Origin of the sequence: Natronorubrum marinum, assembly GCF_052040125.1 — an archaeon.
In the GTDB taxonomy this organism is placed as follows: Archaea; Halobacteriota; Halobacteria; order Halobacteriales; family Natrialbaceae; genus Natronorubrum.
In genome coordinates, this window is sequence record NZ_JBPPFV010000001.1 from 1,208,866 (window position 1) to 1,225,382 (window position 16,517).

The 16,517-nt window shown below is 63.9% G+C and carries 14 protein-coding genes and 1 pseudogene; 6 read left to right on the forward strand and 9 right to left on the reverse strand.

From position 1 onward, the window contains the following. Window positions 1-50 precede the first annotated feature (50 nt). On the reverse strand, window positions 51-1,046 hold the full coding sequence (locus tag ACSFC5_RS06055) for a PhoU domain-containing protein (protein WP_440764344.1): 996 nt from the start codon (window positions 1,044-1,046) through the stop codon (window positions 51-53). A 206-nt stretch (window positions 1,047-1,252) separates the two neighbouring features. Between ACSFC5_RS06055 and ACSFC5_RS06060 the strand changes: the two genes are divergently transcribed. The 5 genes from ACSFC5_RS06060 (at window position 1,253) to pstB (ending at window position 7,185) form a co-directional block, all read left to right on the forward strand. Beyond that, the gene (locus ACSFC5_RS06060) at window positions 1,253-2,227 is read left to right on the forward strand and encodes a PstS family phosphate ABC transporter substrate-binding protein (protein WP_440764345.1); all 975 of its coding nucleotides are present in this window, start codon (window positions 1,253-1,255) and stop codon (window positions 2,225-2,227) included. Further along, on the forward strand, window positions 2,224-3,144 hold the full coding sequence (gene pstC / locus ACSFC5_RS06065; protein ID WP_440764346.1) for a phosphate ABC transporter permease subunit PstC: 921 nt from the start codon (window positions 2,224-2,226) through the stop codon (window positions 3,142-3,144). The genes ACSFC5_RS06060 and pstC overlap by 4 nt, the downstream gene beginning before the upstream one ends. Then, a complete protein-coding gene (gene pstA, locus ACSFC5_RS06070; protein WP_440764347.1) occupies window positions 3,141-4,088 on the forward strand; it encodes a phosphate ABC transporter permease PstA in 948 nt (315 codons plus the stop codon). Before pstC ends, pstA begins: the two co-directional genes overlap by 4 nt. 171 nt (window positions 4,089-4,259) lie before the next feature. Beyond that, entirely contained in the window at window positions 4,260-5,921 is a 1,662-nt protein-coding gene (locus ACSFC5_RS06075; RefSeq protein ID WP_440764348.1) for a sensor histidine kinase, read from the forward strand. A gap of 400 nt (window positions 5,922-6,321) precedes the next feature. Then, on the forward strand, window positions 6,322-7,185 hold the full coding sequence (gene pstB, locus ACSFC5_RS06080; RefSeq protein WP_440764349.1) for a phosphate ABC transporter ATP-binding protein PstB: 864 nt from the start codon (window positions 6,322-6,324) through the stop codon (window positions 7,183-7,185). Window positions 7,186-7,288: 103 nt separating this feature from the next. On the opposite strand, the gene ACSFC5_RS06085 is transcribed toward pstB, so the two are convergent. The 3 genes and pseudogenes from ACSFC5_RS06085 to ACSFC5_RS06095 form a co-directional block, all read right to left on the reverse strand. Next, complete coding sequence (locus ACSFC5_RS06085; protein ID WP_440764350.1) at window positions 7,289-8,677, reverse strand: FAD-binding oxidoreductase; 1,389 nt, start codon at window positions 8,675-8,677, stop codon at window positions 7,289-7,291. A gap of 272 nt (window positions 8,678-8,949) precedes the next feature. After that, window positions 8,950-9,335 (reverse strand): annotated as a pseudogene (locus ACSFC5_RS06090) (HNH endonuclease); the annotation flags it as partial. Between the two features lie 143 nt (window positions 9,336-9,478). Then, the gene (locus tag ACSFC5_RS06095) at window positions 9,479-9,928 is read right to left on the reverse strand and encodes a universal stress protein (protein ID WP_440764351.1); all 450 of its coding nucleotides are present in this window, start codon (window positions 9,926-9,928) and stop codon (window positions 9,479-9,481) included. 206 nt (window positions 9,929-10,134) lie between these two features. Between ACSFC5_RS06095 and phoU the strand changes: the two genes are divergently transcribed. Next, window positions 10,135-10,806, forward strand: coding sequence for a phosphate signaling complex protein PhoU (phoU, locus tag ACSFC5_RS06100; RefSeq protein WP_440764352.1), 672 nt, complete (start codon window positions 10,135-10,137; stop codon window positions 10,804-10,806). Here phoU and ACSFC5_RS06105 read toward each other — a convergent pair. The 5 genes from ACSFC5_RS06105 to ACSFC5_RS06125 form a co-directional block, all read right to left on the reverse strand. Continuing rightward, the gene (locus ACSFC5_RS06105) at window positions 10,803-11,207 is read right to left on the reverse strand and encodes a DUF8055 family protein (protein WP_440764353.1); all 405 of its coding nucleotides are present in this window, start codon (window positions 11,205-11,207) and stop codon (window positions 10,803-10,805) included. The genes phoU and ACSFC5_RS06105 overlap by 4 nt on opposite strands. A 1-nt stretch (window position 11,208) precedes the next feature. Beyond that, window positions 11,209-12,900, reverse strand: a complete 1,692-nt coding sequence (locus tag ACSFC5_RS06110) for an FAD-dependent monooxygenase (protein ID WP_440764354.1) — start codon at window positions 12,898-12,900, stop codon at window positions 11,209-11,211. Further along, on the reverse strand, window positions 12,900-14,489 hold the full coding sequence (locus ACSFC5_RS06115) for an electron transfer flavoprotein subunit alpha/FixB family protein (protein WP_440764355.1): 1,590 nt from the start codon (window positions 14,487-14,489) through the stop codon (window positions 12,900-12,902). Before ACSFC5_RS06115 ends, ACSFC5_RS06110 begins: the two co-directional genes overlap by 1 nt. Before the next feature lies 1 nt (window position 14,490). Beyond that, a complete protein-coding gene (locus ACSFC5_RS06120) occupies window positions 14,491-15,360 on the reverse strand; it encodes an electron transfer flavoprotein subunit beta/FixA family protein (RefSeq protein WP_440764356.1) in 870 nt (289 codons plus the stop codon). A 280-nt stretch (window positions 15,361-15,640) separates the two neighbouring features. Then, window positions 15,641-16,501 carry a polymer-forming cytoskeletal protein gene (locus ACSFC5_RS06125; protein WP_440764357.1) on the reverse strand — a complete coding sequence of 287 codons (861 nt, stop codon included), beginning with the start codon at window positions 16,499-16,501 and terminating at the stop codon, window positions 15,641-15,643. Between the last annotated feature and the right edge of the window lie 16 nt (window positions 16,502-16,517).

The following is a 16,517-nucleotide window of genomic DNA, read 5'->3' on the forward strand; positions in this document are numbered from 1 at the left end:
TGAGCGGCGATAGGAACGGCGATCGACGACGGCGCGACGGCGATCCGACCTCAGGGCCGCGGCGCGGCCTTCTGCAGCGCCGTCTCCGCGATGTTACCGCCGTAGTCGGCGCTTCGGGACAGCGAGTCGACGATCAGCCCGAGCGACTGGGCCTGGACGGGATCTAACTCGCGCAGCATATCGTCGATCGTTCGGGTGTGTTCGTCGATCTCGAGGACGGACTCCAGGGCGGCGTGGCCCAGCCGCGTCGCCTCCCCGGTCTCCTCGGCGACCAGCGCGTCCATCGCCTTCTCGAGAATGTCCGAGGCGTCCCCGTGGAGTTCGATGAGCGCGTCGGCGACGGCTTCGGGGATCTCCGCGAGTTTGAACGCGAGATTGGAGATTTTGGCCGCGTGGTCGGCCACCCGCTCGAGTTGGCGCGCACTCGAGTGGTAGTCGAAGCAGTCCTCGCGGGGGACGCCGAGTTCCTCCGCGGCGCGGGGCGAACGCAGCGTGGCGCGGAAGATCCGGGAGACGACGAGCCAGAGCCGGTCGACGTCGTCGTCGCGCTCGATGACGTCCTGTGCGATGTCGTCGTCGTTCTCCACGAGCGCGGTGACGGCGTCCTCGAGCATCGACCGGGCGATCAGGCGCATTCGGCTCACGGCGTTGACGATCGAGAGCTCCGCGGAGTCGAGCAGGTCCTGAATGACGACGCTGTCGGTCGTCTCCTCTAACACTTCGACCCCGACGAGACTCTGTGTCGCGCTCCGGATCGCACTGCGCTGGTCGGTCGTAATCCGGCTTGCCTCGAGTCGGATGATGTCGAAGCCGCTGACGTACATCGTCATGACGGCCCGGGTGAGTCGTTCGCCCTCGAGATCCGAAATGTCGAGCGTCCCTTTCTGGCGATCGGTTTCGCTCTGGGGCGTCAACAGTAGCGAGTCGTTCTCGGGGTAGAACTCGACGGTCGTTCCGGCGCCGACGCCGTTTTCCGTCGCCCAAGATTTCGGCAATGAGACGGTGTACGTCGATCCGCCCGTCACCTGCACTTTGCGCGTCTCCATACGCCGCGCTTTCGAGCCGGTACCTATAAATCCACCTTCCTCTATAGAGGCCAAACCGTGGCGACAGACGCGATCGATACCGTAGCTGCGGCAGGAGCCGTGGAGACAAATGACGGGGGCACTGTCACTGAGACGCTGTGCCTAACATAGAGATATATAGATAACATAGTAGGGTATTTAGATAGATTCTCCTATAGAGTTCACTGATGGGTAACGAGCCGAGGTCTGGTACAGACGGCACAGTTTCTCGCCGTCGCGTTCTGCTCGGTACCGCCGGTGCTGGTCTGACGGGGTTGTCTGGCTGTCTCGTTCGAGGCGAGGACAGCGGCCTCGAAGGGGAGATCATCATCGACGGGAGCGACACGCTACTACCGAACAGTGCCGCGGTCGCAGAACGGTTCATGTGGGAAAACAACCGCGTTCGAATCCCGGTTCGAGGCTCCGGGACGGGCGCCGGCTTCCAGCGGTTCTGCGCCGGCGAAACCGTCATTCAGGACGCCAGCCGGGAGATTACGTCGGAGGAAGAAGATCAGTGTTCGGCAAACGGTATCGACTGGCTCGAACTCGAGGTCGTTATGGACGGACTCGCGATTTTCGCGAATCCGGCTAACGACTGGTGTGACTGTCTCACCGTCGACGAACTGAATCAGCTGTGGCAGTCTGGATCGGACGTCGAAACCTGGAGCGATCTCGATTCGGACTGGCCCGACGAGGAGGTCGACCTGTTCGGGCGGGACTCCGCGTCGGGTACCTTCGACTACTTCACCGAGGCGATCAACGGCGAGGCGGGAAACATCAGATCGGATTATACCGGAACGCCGGACACCAACGTGATCGTTCGCGGCGTTCGAGGTGACGAGCACGCGGTCGGCTTCGGCGGCGCCGGCTACTACTACGAGAACGAGGACGATCTGAAACTGATCGCCGTAGACGACGGCAACGGCTGCGTCACACCGACTGAAGAGTCGATCGAGAGCAACGAGTACACGCCCCTGTCGCGACCGATGTTCATCTACATCCGACTGCAGGAACTCCGGCGCGAGGAGGTCCGCGAGTTCGCCCGCTTCTATCTCGAGAACACACAGGAGACGGCGAGGGAGGTCGGTTACTACGCCGTTGCTGACGAGACGATCGCGTCGCAACGGGAGAAGTTGGAAGACAGAATCGAGGAGTTCGCATGAGTCAAGACCACATCGACCTCTCGCGCGATAGTAACGACGTCGGAACGCTCGGCGATCGGGTCGCCCGATACGTCTTTTTCGCCTGCGCGTTCCTCTCGGTGGTGACGACCGCCGCGATTATCCTCATCCTCATCGAGGGTTCGATCGACTTCTTCACCGAGGTCTCGTTCCTCGAGTTCTTCACCGGAACCAACTGGTCGCCGCGGATTCAACCCACCAGTTACGGCGTGCTACCCCTGGTGTACGGAACGCTGTTGATCACCGCCATCTCGGCGCTGGTCGCGTTGCCGGTTGGCACGCTGACGGCGATCTATCTCTCCGAGTACGCCGATCCGCGGGTGCGAAAGACGGTGAAACCCACCCTCGAGATCCTCGCCGGGATTCCGACCATCGTCTACGGCTTCTTCGCGCTCTCGCTCATTACGCCGATCATCCAGCAGTTCTACCCCGATACGGGGACGTTCAACGCCGTCGGCGCTGCGATCGCCGTCGGCATCATGATCATCCCGATGGTCTCTTCGCTCTCCGAGGACGCGATGAGTTCGGTGCCCGACGAACTCCGACAGGCGGCCTACGGACTCGGTGCAACGCGGTTCGAGGTGTCGACGCAGGTTGTCTTTCCCGCCTCGATCTCCGGGATCATCGCGGCCTACATTCTCGCGATTTCGCGGGCGATCGGCGAGACGATGATCGTCGCGCTCGCCGCGGGGATGTTACCTCAGATCACGACGAATCCGTTCGAACCGATTCAGACGATGACGTCCTACATGGTACAGATCGGAACGGGTGACGTCTCAGTCGGCTCGATCGGCTACCAGAGCCTGTTCGCCGTCGGGCTGACGCTGTTCGTCATGACGTTCTCGATGAACGTCTTCAGCATGTGGGTCCGCGCCCGCTATCAGGAGGAGTACCAATGAGCGCAGAAACCGATTCAGTCGACTCCGGAACCGACCCCACCGAGTTCGAGTTCGACGGCTCGTCGGTGCGACGAAAGCGCCTGTACGGCAAGGTGTTCCTCGGCGCCTGTATCGCCGCGACGATGGTCGGCGTCGTCGCGCTGATCGCCCTGCTCGCCGACGTCATCATGGAGGCCTGGGGCTGGCTCACGCTCGAGTTCTTGACCTATCCCCCATCGAACCTCATCGAGAACTACAACCCGGCGAATTACGGCGATCTCGAGACCGGGCCGGGCGGGATCTACCCCGCGCTCATCGGCTCGATCTACCTGATCGCACTCACCGCCGTCTTCACGCTGCTCCTCGGCGTCGGCGCGGCGATCTATCTCGAGGAGTACGCACCCGACAACCGGCTGACGAAGTTCATCGAGGCGAACATCTCGAACCTCGCGGGCGTTCCGTCGATCGTCTACGGACTGCTCGGGTTGGCGATGTTCGCTCGCGCACTGCAGATGGGCAGCAGCCTCATCGCGGGTGCACTGACGCTGACGCTCCTCATTCTGCCGATCGTCATCGTGTCGGCACAGGAGGCGCTCCGGGCCGTTCCGGACTCGATGCGTCAGGCATCGTACGGAACGGGGGCGACGAAGTGGCAGACGATTCGCAACGTCGTCCTCCCCGAGGCGCTGCCCGGCATCATGACGGGGATCATTCTCTCGCTGTCTCGAGCTATCGGGGAGACGGCACCGATCCTGATGGTCGGCGCGGCGACGGCGATGTTTCGGCCGCCGTACAGTCTCACCGGCGCATTCAGTGCCATGCCCATGCAGATCTTCGAGTGGGCGACGCTCCCCGAAGCGGAGTACCAACACGTCACGGCCGCCGGGATCGTCGTCCTCTTGACGGTCCTGTTGTTGATGAACGCCACAGCGGTCTTCATCCGGAACAAGTACGATCGACGGTAGCAAGCACCATCACGCCGGCCGATCCGTATCGGTCAACCGGTCCGTCGCGTTTTTCGCTCGGTTTCGGCTCGGTCGAACGCGTTTGTACCTGAAACACGTGACAGTGAATTAAGGGTATGGCCACAAGAATAATGCGCTCGTTTTCTGTACGGTGTATCGAGACATGCTCGTATGAGGCTCGTGTATCGGTTCGGTATCGTCTTTCTCGTCGTCGTCCTCGTCGCAGGAGCGGTACTCGTCGTGACGTTCGACGCCCACCGGACCGACGTCGAGGAGCAGGCGAACACGTCGGTCGCCGACCGAGCAGCGCTCTCGGCGTCGATCCTCGATGACCGCCTCGAGGAGCAGCGACGAACCGTCGCCGTCGGTGGGATCAATCCCGACCTCGCGGCTCACGGGGCGGATCGACAGGACGAGGCGCTCGAGCGATTCGTCGCGTCGACGGCGTTCGACGGCGCCTCGGTAGTCGACGAAGACGGACGGGTGCAGTCGTTCGAGACGACCTCGCCCGGCTTCGAATCCGAGGAGATCGTCGGTGACGACTTCAGCGATCGCACGTACGTCCAGCGCGCGCTCGCCGGCGAGCAACACGTCAGCGACCCGTTTCGGGCACAGACCGGCAACACGGTCGTCGTGATCAGCGCGCCGATCGTCGTCGACGGCGAGATCGTCGGCTCGCTCAATGGCGCCTCGCAGCTCGAGGCGACCGGGCTGTTCGACGGGCTAAACGGTGACGACGAGCGAGAAGCCGTCACGGTCGAGACGGAAACCCGGGCGCTGTACTCGACGGCCGATCGATTCGACGAGACCGTCGCCCATAGCGCCGACCTCGAGACCGTCGACTGGACGGTCACGGCCCACCGTGACCGGGCGGCGGTCGACGAGCGAATCAACCGGCTCGCGGTCTTTCAGGCCGTCTCCGGCGTCGCGCTGCTCGGCTCGATCGTCGTCTTCGGCGGCTGGGTGTACCGCTCGAAGATCCGTCGAATCGGGCAGTTCGCCGACCGGGTCAGAGCCCTGGAACGTCGGCAGTACGACGCCGGCCCGTCGTTCGAGGGGGCTACCGAGTGGCGGCGTATCGACGACGCGCTCGAGCGACTCGGAACCGCACTGGCCCGGCGCGAGCAGATGCTGCTGGTCCTCAACCGAATCCTGCGACATAACCTCCGGAACTCGCTCAACGTGATCGCCGGCCGGGCCAGCGACCTCGAGGACCGACTGGACGGTCCCGAGCGGGAATCCGCCCGAGAGATCCGGCTGGTGACGGGTGAACTGCTCACGTTGGCCGACCGGGCGCGGATGACCGAGAAATTGCTCGATCCGGTCGGCGAGGAGTCGCCGCGGATCGATCTCGCGGCCGTCGTTCACGAGCGCATCGTTCAGTTCGGACTGTCGGGGGCGGACGACGCAAAGCCGAACCTGACCGTGAGGATTCCGGATCGAGCCGTCGCCGTCTGCGGACCGGAGGTCGCCGTCGCAATCGACGAACTGCTCGCGAACATCGCCGAGCACGCCGGACCGTCGCCGACCGTCGACGTCACCGTCGAGACGGACGACGACGTCGTCCGGATTCTGGTCGCCGACGACGGGCCCGGCATTCCGGCGGAAGAGGCCGCCGTCATCACCGGCAATCGAAAGATCTCACAGGTCAGCCACACCGGCGGCATCGGCCTCTGGCTGGTCGACTGGATCGTGAGCCAGTACGACGGACGGCTACTGATCCCGTCCGGCACGTCGAACCCAACTTCGATAGCCGACGGCGCAACCGTCGTCCTCGAGTTCGCTCGCGCGCCGGACTCGACAGCAAACGCTGACGGCGAGGAGCGGACGTAACACGATCCCGTCGCTATCGTCTCACCGTTCTGGGCCTCCATGGCCAGGGCTGGCCGCGTCCGTACTGGAACTATAGTTCGCTATATATCTCTACATACTAATATAGGGGAAACAGCAGTCGAATAGAGGAGTCATAGTACACTATTTATTCTGTCGGCTGATGGTATCGACTGATGACAACGGTGCCTCGAGTCGGACGATTCGAGAGACTGGCTGATCGAACCCGAACCGTCGGGCCAGCCAGTCGACCGAGTAGGCCGGTCGGGCGGTCCAGTAGATCTCACCGTCAGTCCATCGGGCCAGTTCGTCGGCCCGGCTCGAGCGAGTACCGCGTGGTATCGCCCGCGAAGCACATTCCGGAACAAGTAACTGCGTGAGTCCCAAGAATCAACCACCTCATATGACCGCGAATGGCGGCGGCCCCAGAACCGTATCGACGGCAGAATCCGACGGCGCTCGGTCGGACGCATCGATGACCGACAACGCGCCGCTCGGCACCCCGCGCGTTGACGATGCCGTCATCGAATCCCGAAACCTCGACGTCTTCTACGGCGACGATCAGGCGCTTCAGGGGATCGATATGGACATTCCCGAAAAGAAGGTGACCGCACTCATCGGTCCGTCGGGCTGTGGAAAATCGACTTTCCTGCGCTCGATCAACCGAATGAACGACCTCATCGACGTTGCCCGCGTCGAGGGCGACCTCTACTTCCACGGCAAGAACGTCTACGACGACGACGTCGACCCCGTCGCCCTCCGGCGCAAGATCGGCATGGTTTTTCAGAAGCCGAACCCCTTCCCAAAGAGCATCTTCGACAACGTTGCCTACGGGCTGCGCGTTCAGGGCAAAGACGACGACGACGTCGATGAACAGGTCCGAACCGCACTCGAGCGTGCGGCGCTGCTCGAGGAAGTCGAAGACCAACTCGACTCGAGCGGGCTCGACCTCTCCGGCGGCCAGCAACAGCGACTCTGCATCGCTCGCGCCATCGCTCCCGACCCCGAGGTCATCCTGATGGACGAGCCGGCATCGGCGCTGGACCCCGTCGCCACCTCGAAGATCGAGGACTTGGTCGAGGAGCTCGCCGAGGAGTACACGGTCGTCATCGTCACCCACAACATGCAGCAGGCGGCCCGTATCTCCGACAAAACGGCCGTCTTCCTCACCGGCGGCCACCTCGTCGAGTTCGACGACACGAACAAGATCTTCGAGAACCCCGAGAGCGATCGGGTCGAGGACTACATCACCGGCAAGTTCGGATAGTCGGCGGAATCGAATTCGGGCCGGCAATCCGTTGGTTCACTGCTTTTGTCGGTCAGTTTCGCGTCCGCCTCGAGAGCGATCGTTCGGGCTCCTTCGCCGGCGATCACGTTGCCGGCTCGATGTTCTGGTTGACCCGGAAGAAGTTGTCGGGGTCGTACCTCGATTTGACTTCCTGCAACCGGTCGTAGTTGTCCCCGTAGGTAGCTCGAATCCGATCCTCGCCTTCGTCCATCATGAAGTTGATGTACGACGCGCCGGCCGAGTGCGGGTGCAACGCCTCCCAGTAGTCGCGAGCCCACTCGGCGAGCCGATCACGTTCGGCGGGATCCGGATCGACGCCGACGATGACCATCGACCAGGTGGCGTCGCGATGGCTCCAGGCCGTTTCGTCTGCATCCACGCGGTGGACGGCCCCGTCGATCGGGTAGAGGTGCATCGTCGACTTGGGGGTCGGCACCTCTCCGAAACGCCGGTGTTCCGCGATGGCGTCATCGGTCAACTCCGACACGAAATCCCCCTTCCAGTACCACTGGTCACCCGGTGCGTAGAGTTCGTCGAACATGCTCTGTAGCGTCGGATAGGGCATCGGTCCCACGTGTTCGAACAGCGGTTCGGCGACGTCGCGGGCCGGTTGGATCGCGTCTGCCGCCCGCTCTTCGGGTCCCGCGTAACACCACAGTAGCCCGCAGACCTTCTCGCCGTGGATCTCCTCCGGGAAGGGATCACCCGGCACCTCGGCGGTGAGGTAGAAGGCGTAGACGTCCTCCGGTGCCTCCGGCAGCCACTCGCGATACCAGCGCATGGTCGTCTCGAGCTCTTCGATCGACCAGAACATCGGTCCGGCGACCACCGTGTCGACGGGATGCAACTGGAACTCGAACGCGGTGACGACGCCGAAGTTGCCGCCGCCGCCGCGTAGTGCCCAGAACAGGTCGGCGTTCTCGTCCTCGCTGGCGTGAACCAGTCGGCCGTCGGCCAGCACGACGTCCGCGCTCACGAGATTATCGATGGCCAGTCCGTACTTGCGACTCAGGTAGCCGTGGCCGCCGCCGAGAGTCAGCCCGCCGACGCCGGTCGTCGAGATGACTCCGCTGACGGTTGCCAGCCCGAAGGCGTGGGTTGCGTGATCGATATCACCCCAGGTACAGCCCGGTTCAACTCGGACAGTCTCTGCGTCGGGATCGACTCGGATGCCGGTCATCTCGGAGAGGTCGATGACCAGTCCGTCGTCGACGAGCGACAGCCCCGGGCCGCTGTGACCGCCGCTTCGAATCGCCGTCTCGAGCCCGCGTTCGCGGCCGAACGTCACCGCCGCGATCACGTCCGCGACGTTCGCACACCGGACGATCAGCTCTGGATGCTTATCGATCATCGCGTTGAAAATCGTCCGCGCGTCGTCGAACGCCGGATCGGCGGGCCGGAGTAGCTCCCCTCGAAGCGTCTCCGAGAACTCCTCGATCGCCACGTCGTCGTCTGTTGTGGTTGTTGCCATGATTTCTCCCCCGTTCGGTTCGCGACGAACGGGCATCGCCTCGGTAATAGCGTGTTATTACCAAGCACACCTCTACGGACTACCGAGAGCGTGATGAACGTAGTGAGTGGCGATCCGGCAGTCGCTGGATTTCGCGCGACCGGTGGGATGCGGTCACCCGCTGCAAACCGAAGGCGGGCCCGCGGGAGCACCCGTTGGGGCGGTCACAGCGACAGGACGAGGATCAGGTGGTCGGTCTCCCGCCCGTCTGCCGCCGTCGGGACGTCGGTTCAGGCGACGAGGTCCGTCGGGTCGTCGTGCTGGGCTCCACACCGGCTACAGCATCGATCGTCCGGGGTCCGCATCCGAGCGACGGGAGCGGGCGCAGTGCGGTCGGGAAAGAGCGGCGCATCGTCGCGAACGTCGTCGAACGCGCCGTTGGACTGGTGGATCACGCCGTGGCAGGGACGACAGATCGTGAGCAGGTTCTCGAGGTCGTCCGGTCCGCCCGCAGAGCGGGGGTCAATGTGATGGGCCTGTAGCGTCCGATCGTCGGCTCCACAGCGCGTACAGGCGTCACCGTCCCGACGCAGCGTTTGTCGCCGTAGCTCCTCCCAGCCTCGCCGTAGCGGCGCTCGTCGGGTCGGCCGCCGGTCTCCCGTTCGCTCCGATTCCCCATCGGTTTCGAGATCGTACGGGTCGCGGTCTCAAAGGCCCATCGCCGGACTCGAGATGATCCCGGTGCTCAGGCAACCGTCGTTCGGATGGGTGCGGCGACGACAGCGGTCCAACCGACAGCGCTGGAGCGATCGCGACAGCCGCTCAGGCCGCGTCGATGCTTCCGTCCGGCCGAACCGTCACGACCGGGACGGGTGCCGTCCGCACGACTTTGTCGGTGACGCTGCCGAGAATCCGTTTTTCTAGCCCGGTCCGTCCGGCCGTTCCGATCACGATCATCTCGGCGTCGAGTTCCGCCGCGTACGCTGCGATCTCTTCCGCGGGGACGCCGGTTTTGACGACGGTCTCCGTCTCGAGGCCGCGTTCTTCGGCCGCTGCCGCGAGGCTGTCGGCCCACTCGGCGGCGACGTCGGTGACGTCCTGTTTACTCTGGGGCGGTGCACCGCCGATCGACGAAATCTCAGAGATATTCACATCGCCGACGGCGAGCGCGTGGACCGTCGCATCGAGTTTTTCGGCAAAATCAAATCCGACTTCGGCTGCTTTTTCAGCGTACTCGCTCCCGTCTGTTGGTATTATAATGCTGTTTGCCATCGAACGTACTCTATTTCTGGTGTTTGGATGACGTTCGTATAGTGTTTTCCAATCGAGCAACGTTGGCGATGGTCTCCGCTCTCCGGGTTCCGTCCCCGTCCGGCCGTCTCTCATACCCGCCACGGAACTCCGTCCGGCTACTCGAGACCGCGATCGCCGTCACAGTGAGCGCAAGCTATATCTTCGCCCGGAAAGGTGCGTGAATCATGGCTCGACAATCGTATCAGGAGAAACTCGTGGAACTCCGCGAGGATATCCTCTACATGAGCGAAGTCGTCATGGAACGACTTCGGATGGGACTCGACGCGCTGGAACAGAAAGACAACTCGATCGCTCGCGAAGTGATTCAAGGGGACGGCGAGATCAACCGGATGTATCTCGATCTCGAGCAGGACTGTATCGATCTGCTGGCCCTGCAGCAACCGGTCGCGAGCGATCTCCGGTTCATCGCCGCCTCGTTCAAGATCATCACCGACTTAGAGCGAATCGCCGACCTCGCGGTCAACCTCGGGGAGTACACCTTAGACGCCGAGGAGAACCTCTTTCCCGACGTCGACGTCCAGGAGATGGGCGATCTCACCCTCGAGATGGTCGAGGACGCGATGGTCGCCTACGACGTCGAGGACACCGAGGCCTGCCGGGAGTTGGCCTCTCGCGACGACGATCTCGACCACTTCGCCGAACGGGCGAGCGAGATCGTCGTCCGGGACCTCATCGAGCGCGAACTCGACTCCCCCTCGGAGGTCGAACTCCTCCTGCAGGACGTCTCCCGACTGCTGTTGACGATTCGAGACCTCGAGCGCGTCGGCGACCACGCGGTCAACATCGCCGCGCGGACGCTGTACATGGTCGAAAACGACGACGAACTGATCTACTAACGGCGATTCGAAGAGCCGGCGCGTCGACGCTGTTCGCGTGATGGCGTCCCGGTCAACAGCTGCCCAACATCGTCCACGTTTCGCGTCTGTACGAGCAGTTCCGCCGCCTCTCGGATCGTAAAATCGGCGTCGAACGCCACCCCGTAGCAGCGGGTGTAACACTCGAGCCACTGGTTCATCGCTCGCTCCAGGGCCTCGAGTTCGGCCGGCGAAAACGGAACCAAGCGACCGCCGGTTCGGGCCTCGACGTAGAGCCAGATCGCCTGCCCCGCGCCCTCGCGGAGGTACGTGGCGGCGTCGTCCGGATCGGCCCCGCCATCGCCGTCGTCGGCCGCAACGGCAACCCGATCCCGCTCCGCACGGCGCTCGAGGGCGGCGATCCGCGGGCCGTAGCGACTCATCCTATCCCTCGCGGTACTCGACGCCCTTGCCACCTCGCGGATGTTCCCACTCGGTGTCCGCGACGATCGCACAGGTTCCACACTCGATGCAGGGCTGGGTGTCGAGGCTGACCAGCGTCTCCTCCGTACCGTTCGTCTTCACCGTCTCGGAGCGGTAACAGCCGCCGCCGAAGTCCTCGGCGCTGACCGGACAGGCGTGGACTGCCGCCCCGCTGGCCTCGGCGGACTCGTCTCTGAGTTCGATGTGGGGGTTCCCGACGTCCGTATCGTAGGTGAGGTCGCCGATGCGCTCCTCGAGCGTCGGCGGTTCGATCTCGCTGCCCCAGTGGATGGTCCGCCCGTGCTGCTCGCCGATGACCGTCGGGAGCGTGACGTAGCCCGTGCTCGTGTCGGGCAGCATCGACACCAGGAACGGGGAGTTGTAGGCTCGCTTCAGCAAGCCGTTCGCGATCGGGTTGCCGACGGCTAGCGAACCGACTCGGGACTCGAGCACTCGATCGACCGCGCTCTCGACTGCGTCGTGCTCGCCGACGCCCCGGCTGAGTTCGTAGCGCCGGGGCCGGAGTTTATCCATCGTTCCGGACTTCTCGAGCATCTGTGCGTACCGTCGACCGGCGGCCTCGGGTTTGGCGTCGCCGCGTGTGACGACGAAGGCGTCGGCCGCGAGCGCGCCGGCGGTGACGGCGTGGTTCATCCCCTTGATGATCGGCCCCTGGGCCTGCATCTGGCCGGCGGCGTCGCCGACGAGCACCAGTCGGTCCTGGTAGGGCTCCGGGTGGGCGACCTTTTTGGAGTCGGGGACGAGTTTCGCCGAGTACTCGCGTTCGTCGTAGTCGTCGCGGAGCCACTGGGCCAACAGCGGATGGGTGAGCAACGCGTCGAGCAGTTCGTGTGGCTCTGCTTGCTCCTCGACGAGGCTGTCGAGGTGGAAGACGGTCCCGATCGACAGCGAGTCTGCGTTGGTATACAGGAAGCCCCCGCCGCGGACGTCCTCGAAGAGGTCGCCCGAGAATAGGTGGGCGACGCCCTCGTCGTCGTCGATCCCGAAACGATCGTTGACCACGTTCGGATCCATATCGACGACAGCCTTGACGCCCTGGAACCATTCGTCGGGCTCCTCCCAGTCCATCAGCCCGGCGTCGCGGGCGAGTTCGGAGTTGACGCCGTCCGCGCCGACGATCAGGTCCGCTTTGATTGGATCGAGTTCGTCGCAGGTGACGCCGACGATCTCACCGTTCTCTCGTAAGAGCCCGTTTACGCGGACGTCCGTCAACACGCCGCCGCCCGTCTCGCTGGTCTTCTCGTGGACGCGGGCCTCGAGCCAGGAGTCCATCTGCCGGCGGAGCACGGCGTCACACCAGTCGGTGTCGTGCTCGTGGAGATCCGTCAGTTCGTAGCTCTTGACCTTGCTCCCCGCGATGTTGTGGATGTGGTAGTCCGTGACCGGCCGTTCTGCGGCCGCCTCGCGGAAGCCGTCGAAGAGGTCGTCGATCGTGTAGGCGGCCGACTCCTCGGCGTAGATCAGTCCGCCGGAGACGTTCTTCGACCCGGCTTCCGTGCCGCGCTCCAAGACGAGCGTCTCGACGCCGTGGTCGGCTAGCCGTGCCGCGGCCGCGGCCCCGCCGGGTCCGCAGCCGACGACGACGGCCTCGTAGTGCTCGTACTCGCTCGTGTCGTCGGTGTCGGCGCTCATCAGTCGTCACCTCCGCTGCCGTCGGCCATCGCCTCGAGTTCGATCACGCCCGATTCGACCGCCCGCGTCAGCCGCGGCAACAACTCGAAGAGGTCGCCTTCGACGAAGTAATCCGAAAAGTCACGAATCCGCGCGTCGGTATCCGTGTTGATCGAGACGATGGTGTCCGACTCGTCCATCCCGACCTTGTGCTGGACGGCACCCGACACCCCAGCGGCGATATACAGTTCGGGTGCGACGACCTGTCCCGTCTCGCCGATCTGGCGCTCCTCTTTCGAGTACTCCTCGACGTGACCATCAAACTGGTAGGAGGAGGTGACGATGCCTCGCGTGATGCCGAGTTCGGCGTCCTCGAAGGCGTCGACCAGATCGAGACCGAGCTCTATCCCCTCGGTGGGGTCGTCCGCGATCCCGCGTCCGAGACAGACGACAACCTCGTGGCCGGTGAGGTCGATCCCGGCCTCAAGCTGGTCGTGTTCGGTGATCTCGACGCGGAACCAGTCGTCCTCGAGGTCCATGTCGTGTTCGATCACGCGCCCCTCGCGGTCCGGGTCGCGTTCGATGGGATCGAAGCTCCCCGGAATGATCGACGCCCCCTGCGGATGGAACTCCCGTCCGGGGTTGTCGAGACAGAGGATCGTCGAGTACTCGAAGCCCGAGAAGTCGGGTCGCTTCATGTGCAAGACCTTCTCGAAGGTCTTCTTGACGCCGGGTTCGCCCGTCTTGACCGGGTTAGAGACCTCGTTCTCCTCGATGTAGAGGTCCGAACAGTCGGAGGCGAGCCCCGAGTCGAGTTCGGCCTGTACCTTCGCCGAGAGGTCGCGTCCGTTGTTCGTCGCCGGGAACAGGATATAGCGCGGCTTGTCGTACTCGCGCCAGTCGGTGCTCTCGACGGTCCCCTCTCCGCGGGTCATGTGGGACGTGATCTCGGTGTAGGGCTTGTGGAGGAATCGCTCGAGGCGGTCGTCGTCGTGGTAGACCGCGACGTCCGCGCCGTAGGCAATGCACTCCTCGGCGAGCCCCTCGCAGTCGTCGCCCATGAGGAACGCGACGACGCGCTCCTCGTCGTCGTAATCGTCGGTGAACTGGTCCATCAGCCGCCGTGCCTTGCCGAGCATCTCGAGCGAGACGTCGAGCAACTCGCCGCCCTGGGTCTCGCAGAACACCCACATGTCGGCGTACTCGCCGTCCGCGAGGGCTCGAACGTGCCGTTTGTCGCGCGTGGGATGTGAGAGGCCGTCGTCCTCCTCGACGTCGGCTTCGTCCGGTTCGGTCTCCTCGTCCTCGACCGCTTCATCGGCCTCGTCGACTTCCTCGCCCTCGGCCTCCTCGCCAACCGTCTCTTTCGTCTCTTCGTACTCGCCTTCGGTCTCGGTTCCCTCCTCGACGCCGTCGCTCGCTCCCGCCTCATCGGCGTCGAGTTCGCCGATAGCCTCGAGTCGCTTGTGGACGGCTTCGCGGGCCGTCGCCCGGTCCTGTCCGGTTCGCTCGGCCTCGAGGATTGTCTGGAGTTCGTCCGCGTCGTCGATCGTCTCGAGTTCGTCGGTCAGTTCGTCGACCGTGTGTTCGTTGGGGTCTACGTCGGTCATCTCAATCACCCGCTCCCGTCGCGTATGGGTGCATCTCCTCGAGCACCTCGCTCATCTCGCCTTCGTCGCCGGGATCGATCATCGTCGCCTCCCGCTCCGAGGGGGCTTTGGGAATCGGGTCGACCGACGAGACGATCGTCGGCGAGCCGTCGAGCCCGATGTAGTCGGGATCGAGGTTCAGATCCTCGTGATTCCACGTCGTCAGGTGCGCCTCGTGGTCGGCAGCGCGCGCTTCGGTCTCCGCGCTGAGTTGCTTGTGGGTCAGCCGGTGGGAGGCCTTTCGGTAGGTCGGCTCGAACTCGGGATCGGTGACGACGAAACACGGTAACGGTACCTCGACGGTCTCGATTTCGTCGATATCGCCCTCGACGAGCCGCTTCGCCCGGAGTACTCGCTCGTCGGGATCGATGTCGAGCGCGAGGACGTGCGTGACGATCGGCCAGTCCATCGCCCAGGCGGTCTGAGGACCGGTCTGGCCCGTCTCCCCGTCGGCCGATTTGAAGCCGGCGAAGACGATATCGATGTCGCCGACCTCCTCCTGATAGGTCTCGAGGCCGGCGCTGAGCGTGATCGCCGTCGCCCAGGTGTCCGACGCGGCGAGTTCCCGGTCGGAGAGCAGATAGCTGTCGTCGGTGTAGACCGATTCCATGGCTTCTTTCAGCACGTCGGCGTAGCCCGGCGGTCCCATGCTCATCCCGGTGACGTGCCCGCCGTGGCGAACCCGTGTCTGTAGCGCGGCCTGGACGGCGAACTTGTCGTTCGGGTTCATCACCGTCGGCGTCTTTCCGCGCTCGAGGTGGCCGTCCTCGTCGAACGAGACGGCCCCTTCGGAAAAGTCCGGGACCCCTTTCGTCAGTACGATCGATCGCATCGCACCCTCCGTTTCGGTTGTGTGATTGTCACTCCCATGCCTGTCAACCCCTATCGTAATTATCGGTATTAAGAATAGGGGTAAAAATCGCCACGAGAAGCTGTCGATCCGCTCGCTACTCGTTCGACCGGAGACATTTTTAGCTCGAGACGGCGATCGAATTCACGGCAATCTACACGAGAAGGGATCTCTCGACGGACGTGACGGATGCACTGTCCGACCGACGATCACGGATGCGACCGACTGGTAACGATTCGGTCGCACTTACTCGGGGTCGTGCTCACTCGGGATCGCGTTCGGTCGTCTCCATCGTGATCTCGCCATCGGCTCTGATCGTGCCGTCGATTTCGGATTCGGGGCCGAGTTCGAGGTCGTTGCACGAGACGTCGCCGAGGATGCGAGCGTTCGGTTCGATCGTGACATCACCGTCGCGAGTCGTCAGGTCGCCGTGGATCCGGGTTCCCTCGCCGACGGTGACGTCGCCTCGAGCGCGGAGGCTACCGAATATCGTCGTGTCGGTGCCGACGTCGATCGTCTCGGCGCGGACGTTGCCGTGGAGTCGGCAGTCGTCGCCGATCGTCGCGGGCGTCGACACTCGCCAGGCGTCGTCGCTGACGGTCGCGTTCCGGGGGATCACGAGCGGTTCGACGTCGGGTTGGGCGTCTCCCTCTTCATCGACGAGTTCGGAGACGAGCCGCTGGGCGGTGTCCTCCTCGCCGACGAGCAGGAGATGTTTGAGGTAGACGAAGAGGAGGACGATCGTCGGCATCGGGTTGCGGATGACGATCCAGCCGTTGGCTTCGAACCCCTCCTCGATCTCGACGTCGTCGCCGATGTCTAGATCGCCGGCGACTTTCATCTCGCCCGCGACGTGGACTCGCTCGCCGATGTAGGCGTCCTGTCCGACTAACACGTTCTCGGCGACGTCACACCACATGTCGAGTCGGCAGTCGCCCTCGGCTTCGATGGCACCGCCGAACTCGACGCTCTCGCCGGCGAGGACGTTTCGGCCGCGGACGCCGAAGTCGATCGTCGACCGCGCGCCGACGAGGACGTCTCCGTCGGTCACGAGGTCGACTTCCTTGGCTTCCGTCCCGTCGGGAACGACGAGTTCGTCGAGCGGATCCCTGCTAAATGCCACGTTTCAGGCCAAAGGA

Coding starts and splice junctions, on each gene's coding strand:
- ACSFC5_RS06075 (WP_440764348.1), top strand. CDS start 4,260: ATGAGGCTCGTGTATCGGTTCGGTATCGTCTTTCTCGTCGTCGTCCTC.
- pstB (WP_440764349.1), top strand. CDS start 6,322: ATGACCGCGAATGGCGGCGGCCCCAGAACCGTATCGACGGCAGAATCC.
- ACSFC5_RS06105 (WP_440764353.1), bottom strand. CDS start 11,207: ATGAGTCGCTACGGCCCGCGGATCGCCGCCCTCGAGCGCCGTGCGGAG.
- ACSFC5_RS06095 (WP_440764351.1), bottom strand. CDS start 9,928: ATGGCAAACAGCATTATAATACCAACAGACGGGAGCGAGTACGCTGAA.
- ACSFC5_RS06110 (WP_440764354.1), bottom strand. CDS start 12,900: ATGAGCGCCGACACCGACGACACGAGCGAGTACGAGCACTACGAGGCC.
- pstA (WP_440764347.1), top strand. CDS start 3,141: ATGAGCGCAGAAACCGATTCAGTCGACTCCGGAACCGACCCCACCGAG.
- ACSFC5_RS06085 (WP_440764350.1), bottom strand. CDS start 8,677: ATGGCAACAACCACAACAGACGACGACGTGGCGATCGAGGAGTTCTCG.
- ACSFC5_RS06120 (WP_440764356.1), bottom strand. CDS start 15,360: ATGCGATCGATCGTACTGACGAAAGGGGTCCCGGACTTTTCCGAAGGG.
- pstC (WP_440764346.1), top strand. CDS start 2,224: ATGAGTCAAGACCACATCGACCTCTCGCGCGATAGTAACGACGTCGGA.
- phoU (WP_440764352.1), top strand. CDS start 10,135: ATGGCTCGACAATCGTATCAGGAGAAACTCGTGGAACTCCGCGAGGAT.
- ACSFC5_RS06055 (WP_440764344.1), bottom strand. CDS start 1,046: ATGGAGACGCGCAAAGTGCAGGTGACGGGCGGATCGACGTACACCGTC.
- ACSFC5_RS06115 (WP_440764355.1), bottom strand. CDS start 14,489: ATGACCGACGTAGACCCCAACGAACACACGGTCGACGAACTGACCGAC.
- ACSFC5_RS06060 (WP_440764345.1), top strand. CDS start 1,253: ATGGGTAACGAGCCGAGGTCTGGTACAGACGGCACAGTTTCTCGCCGT.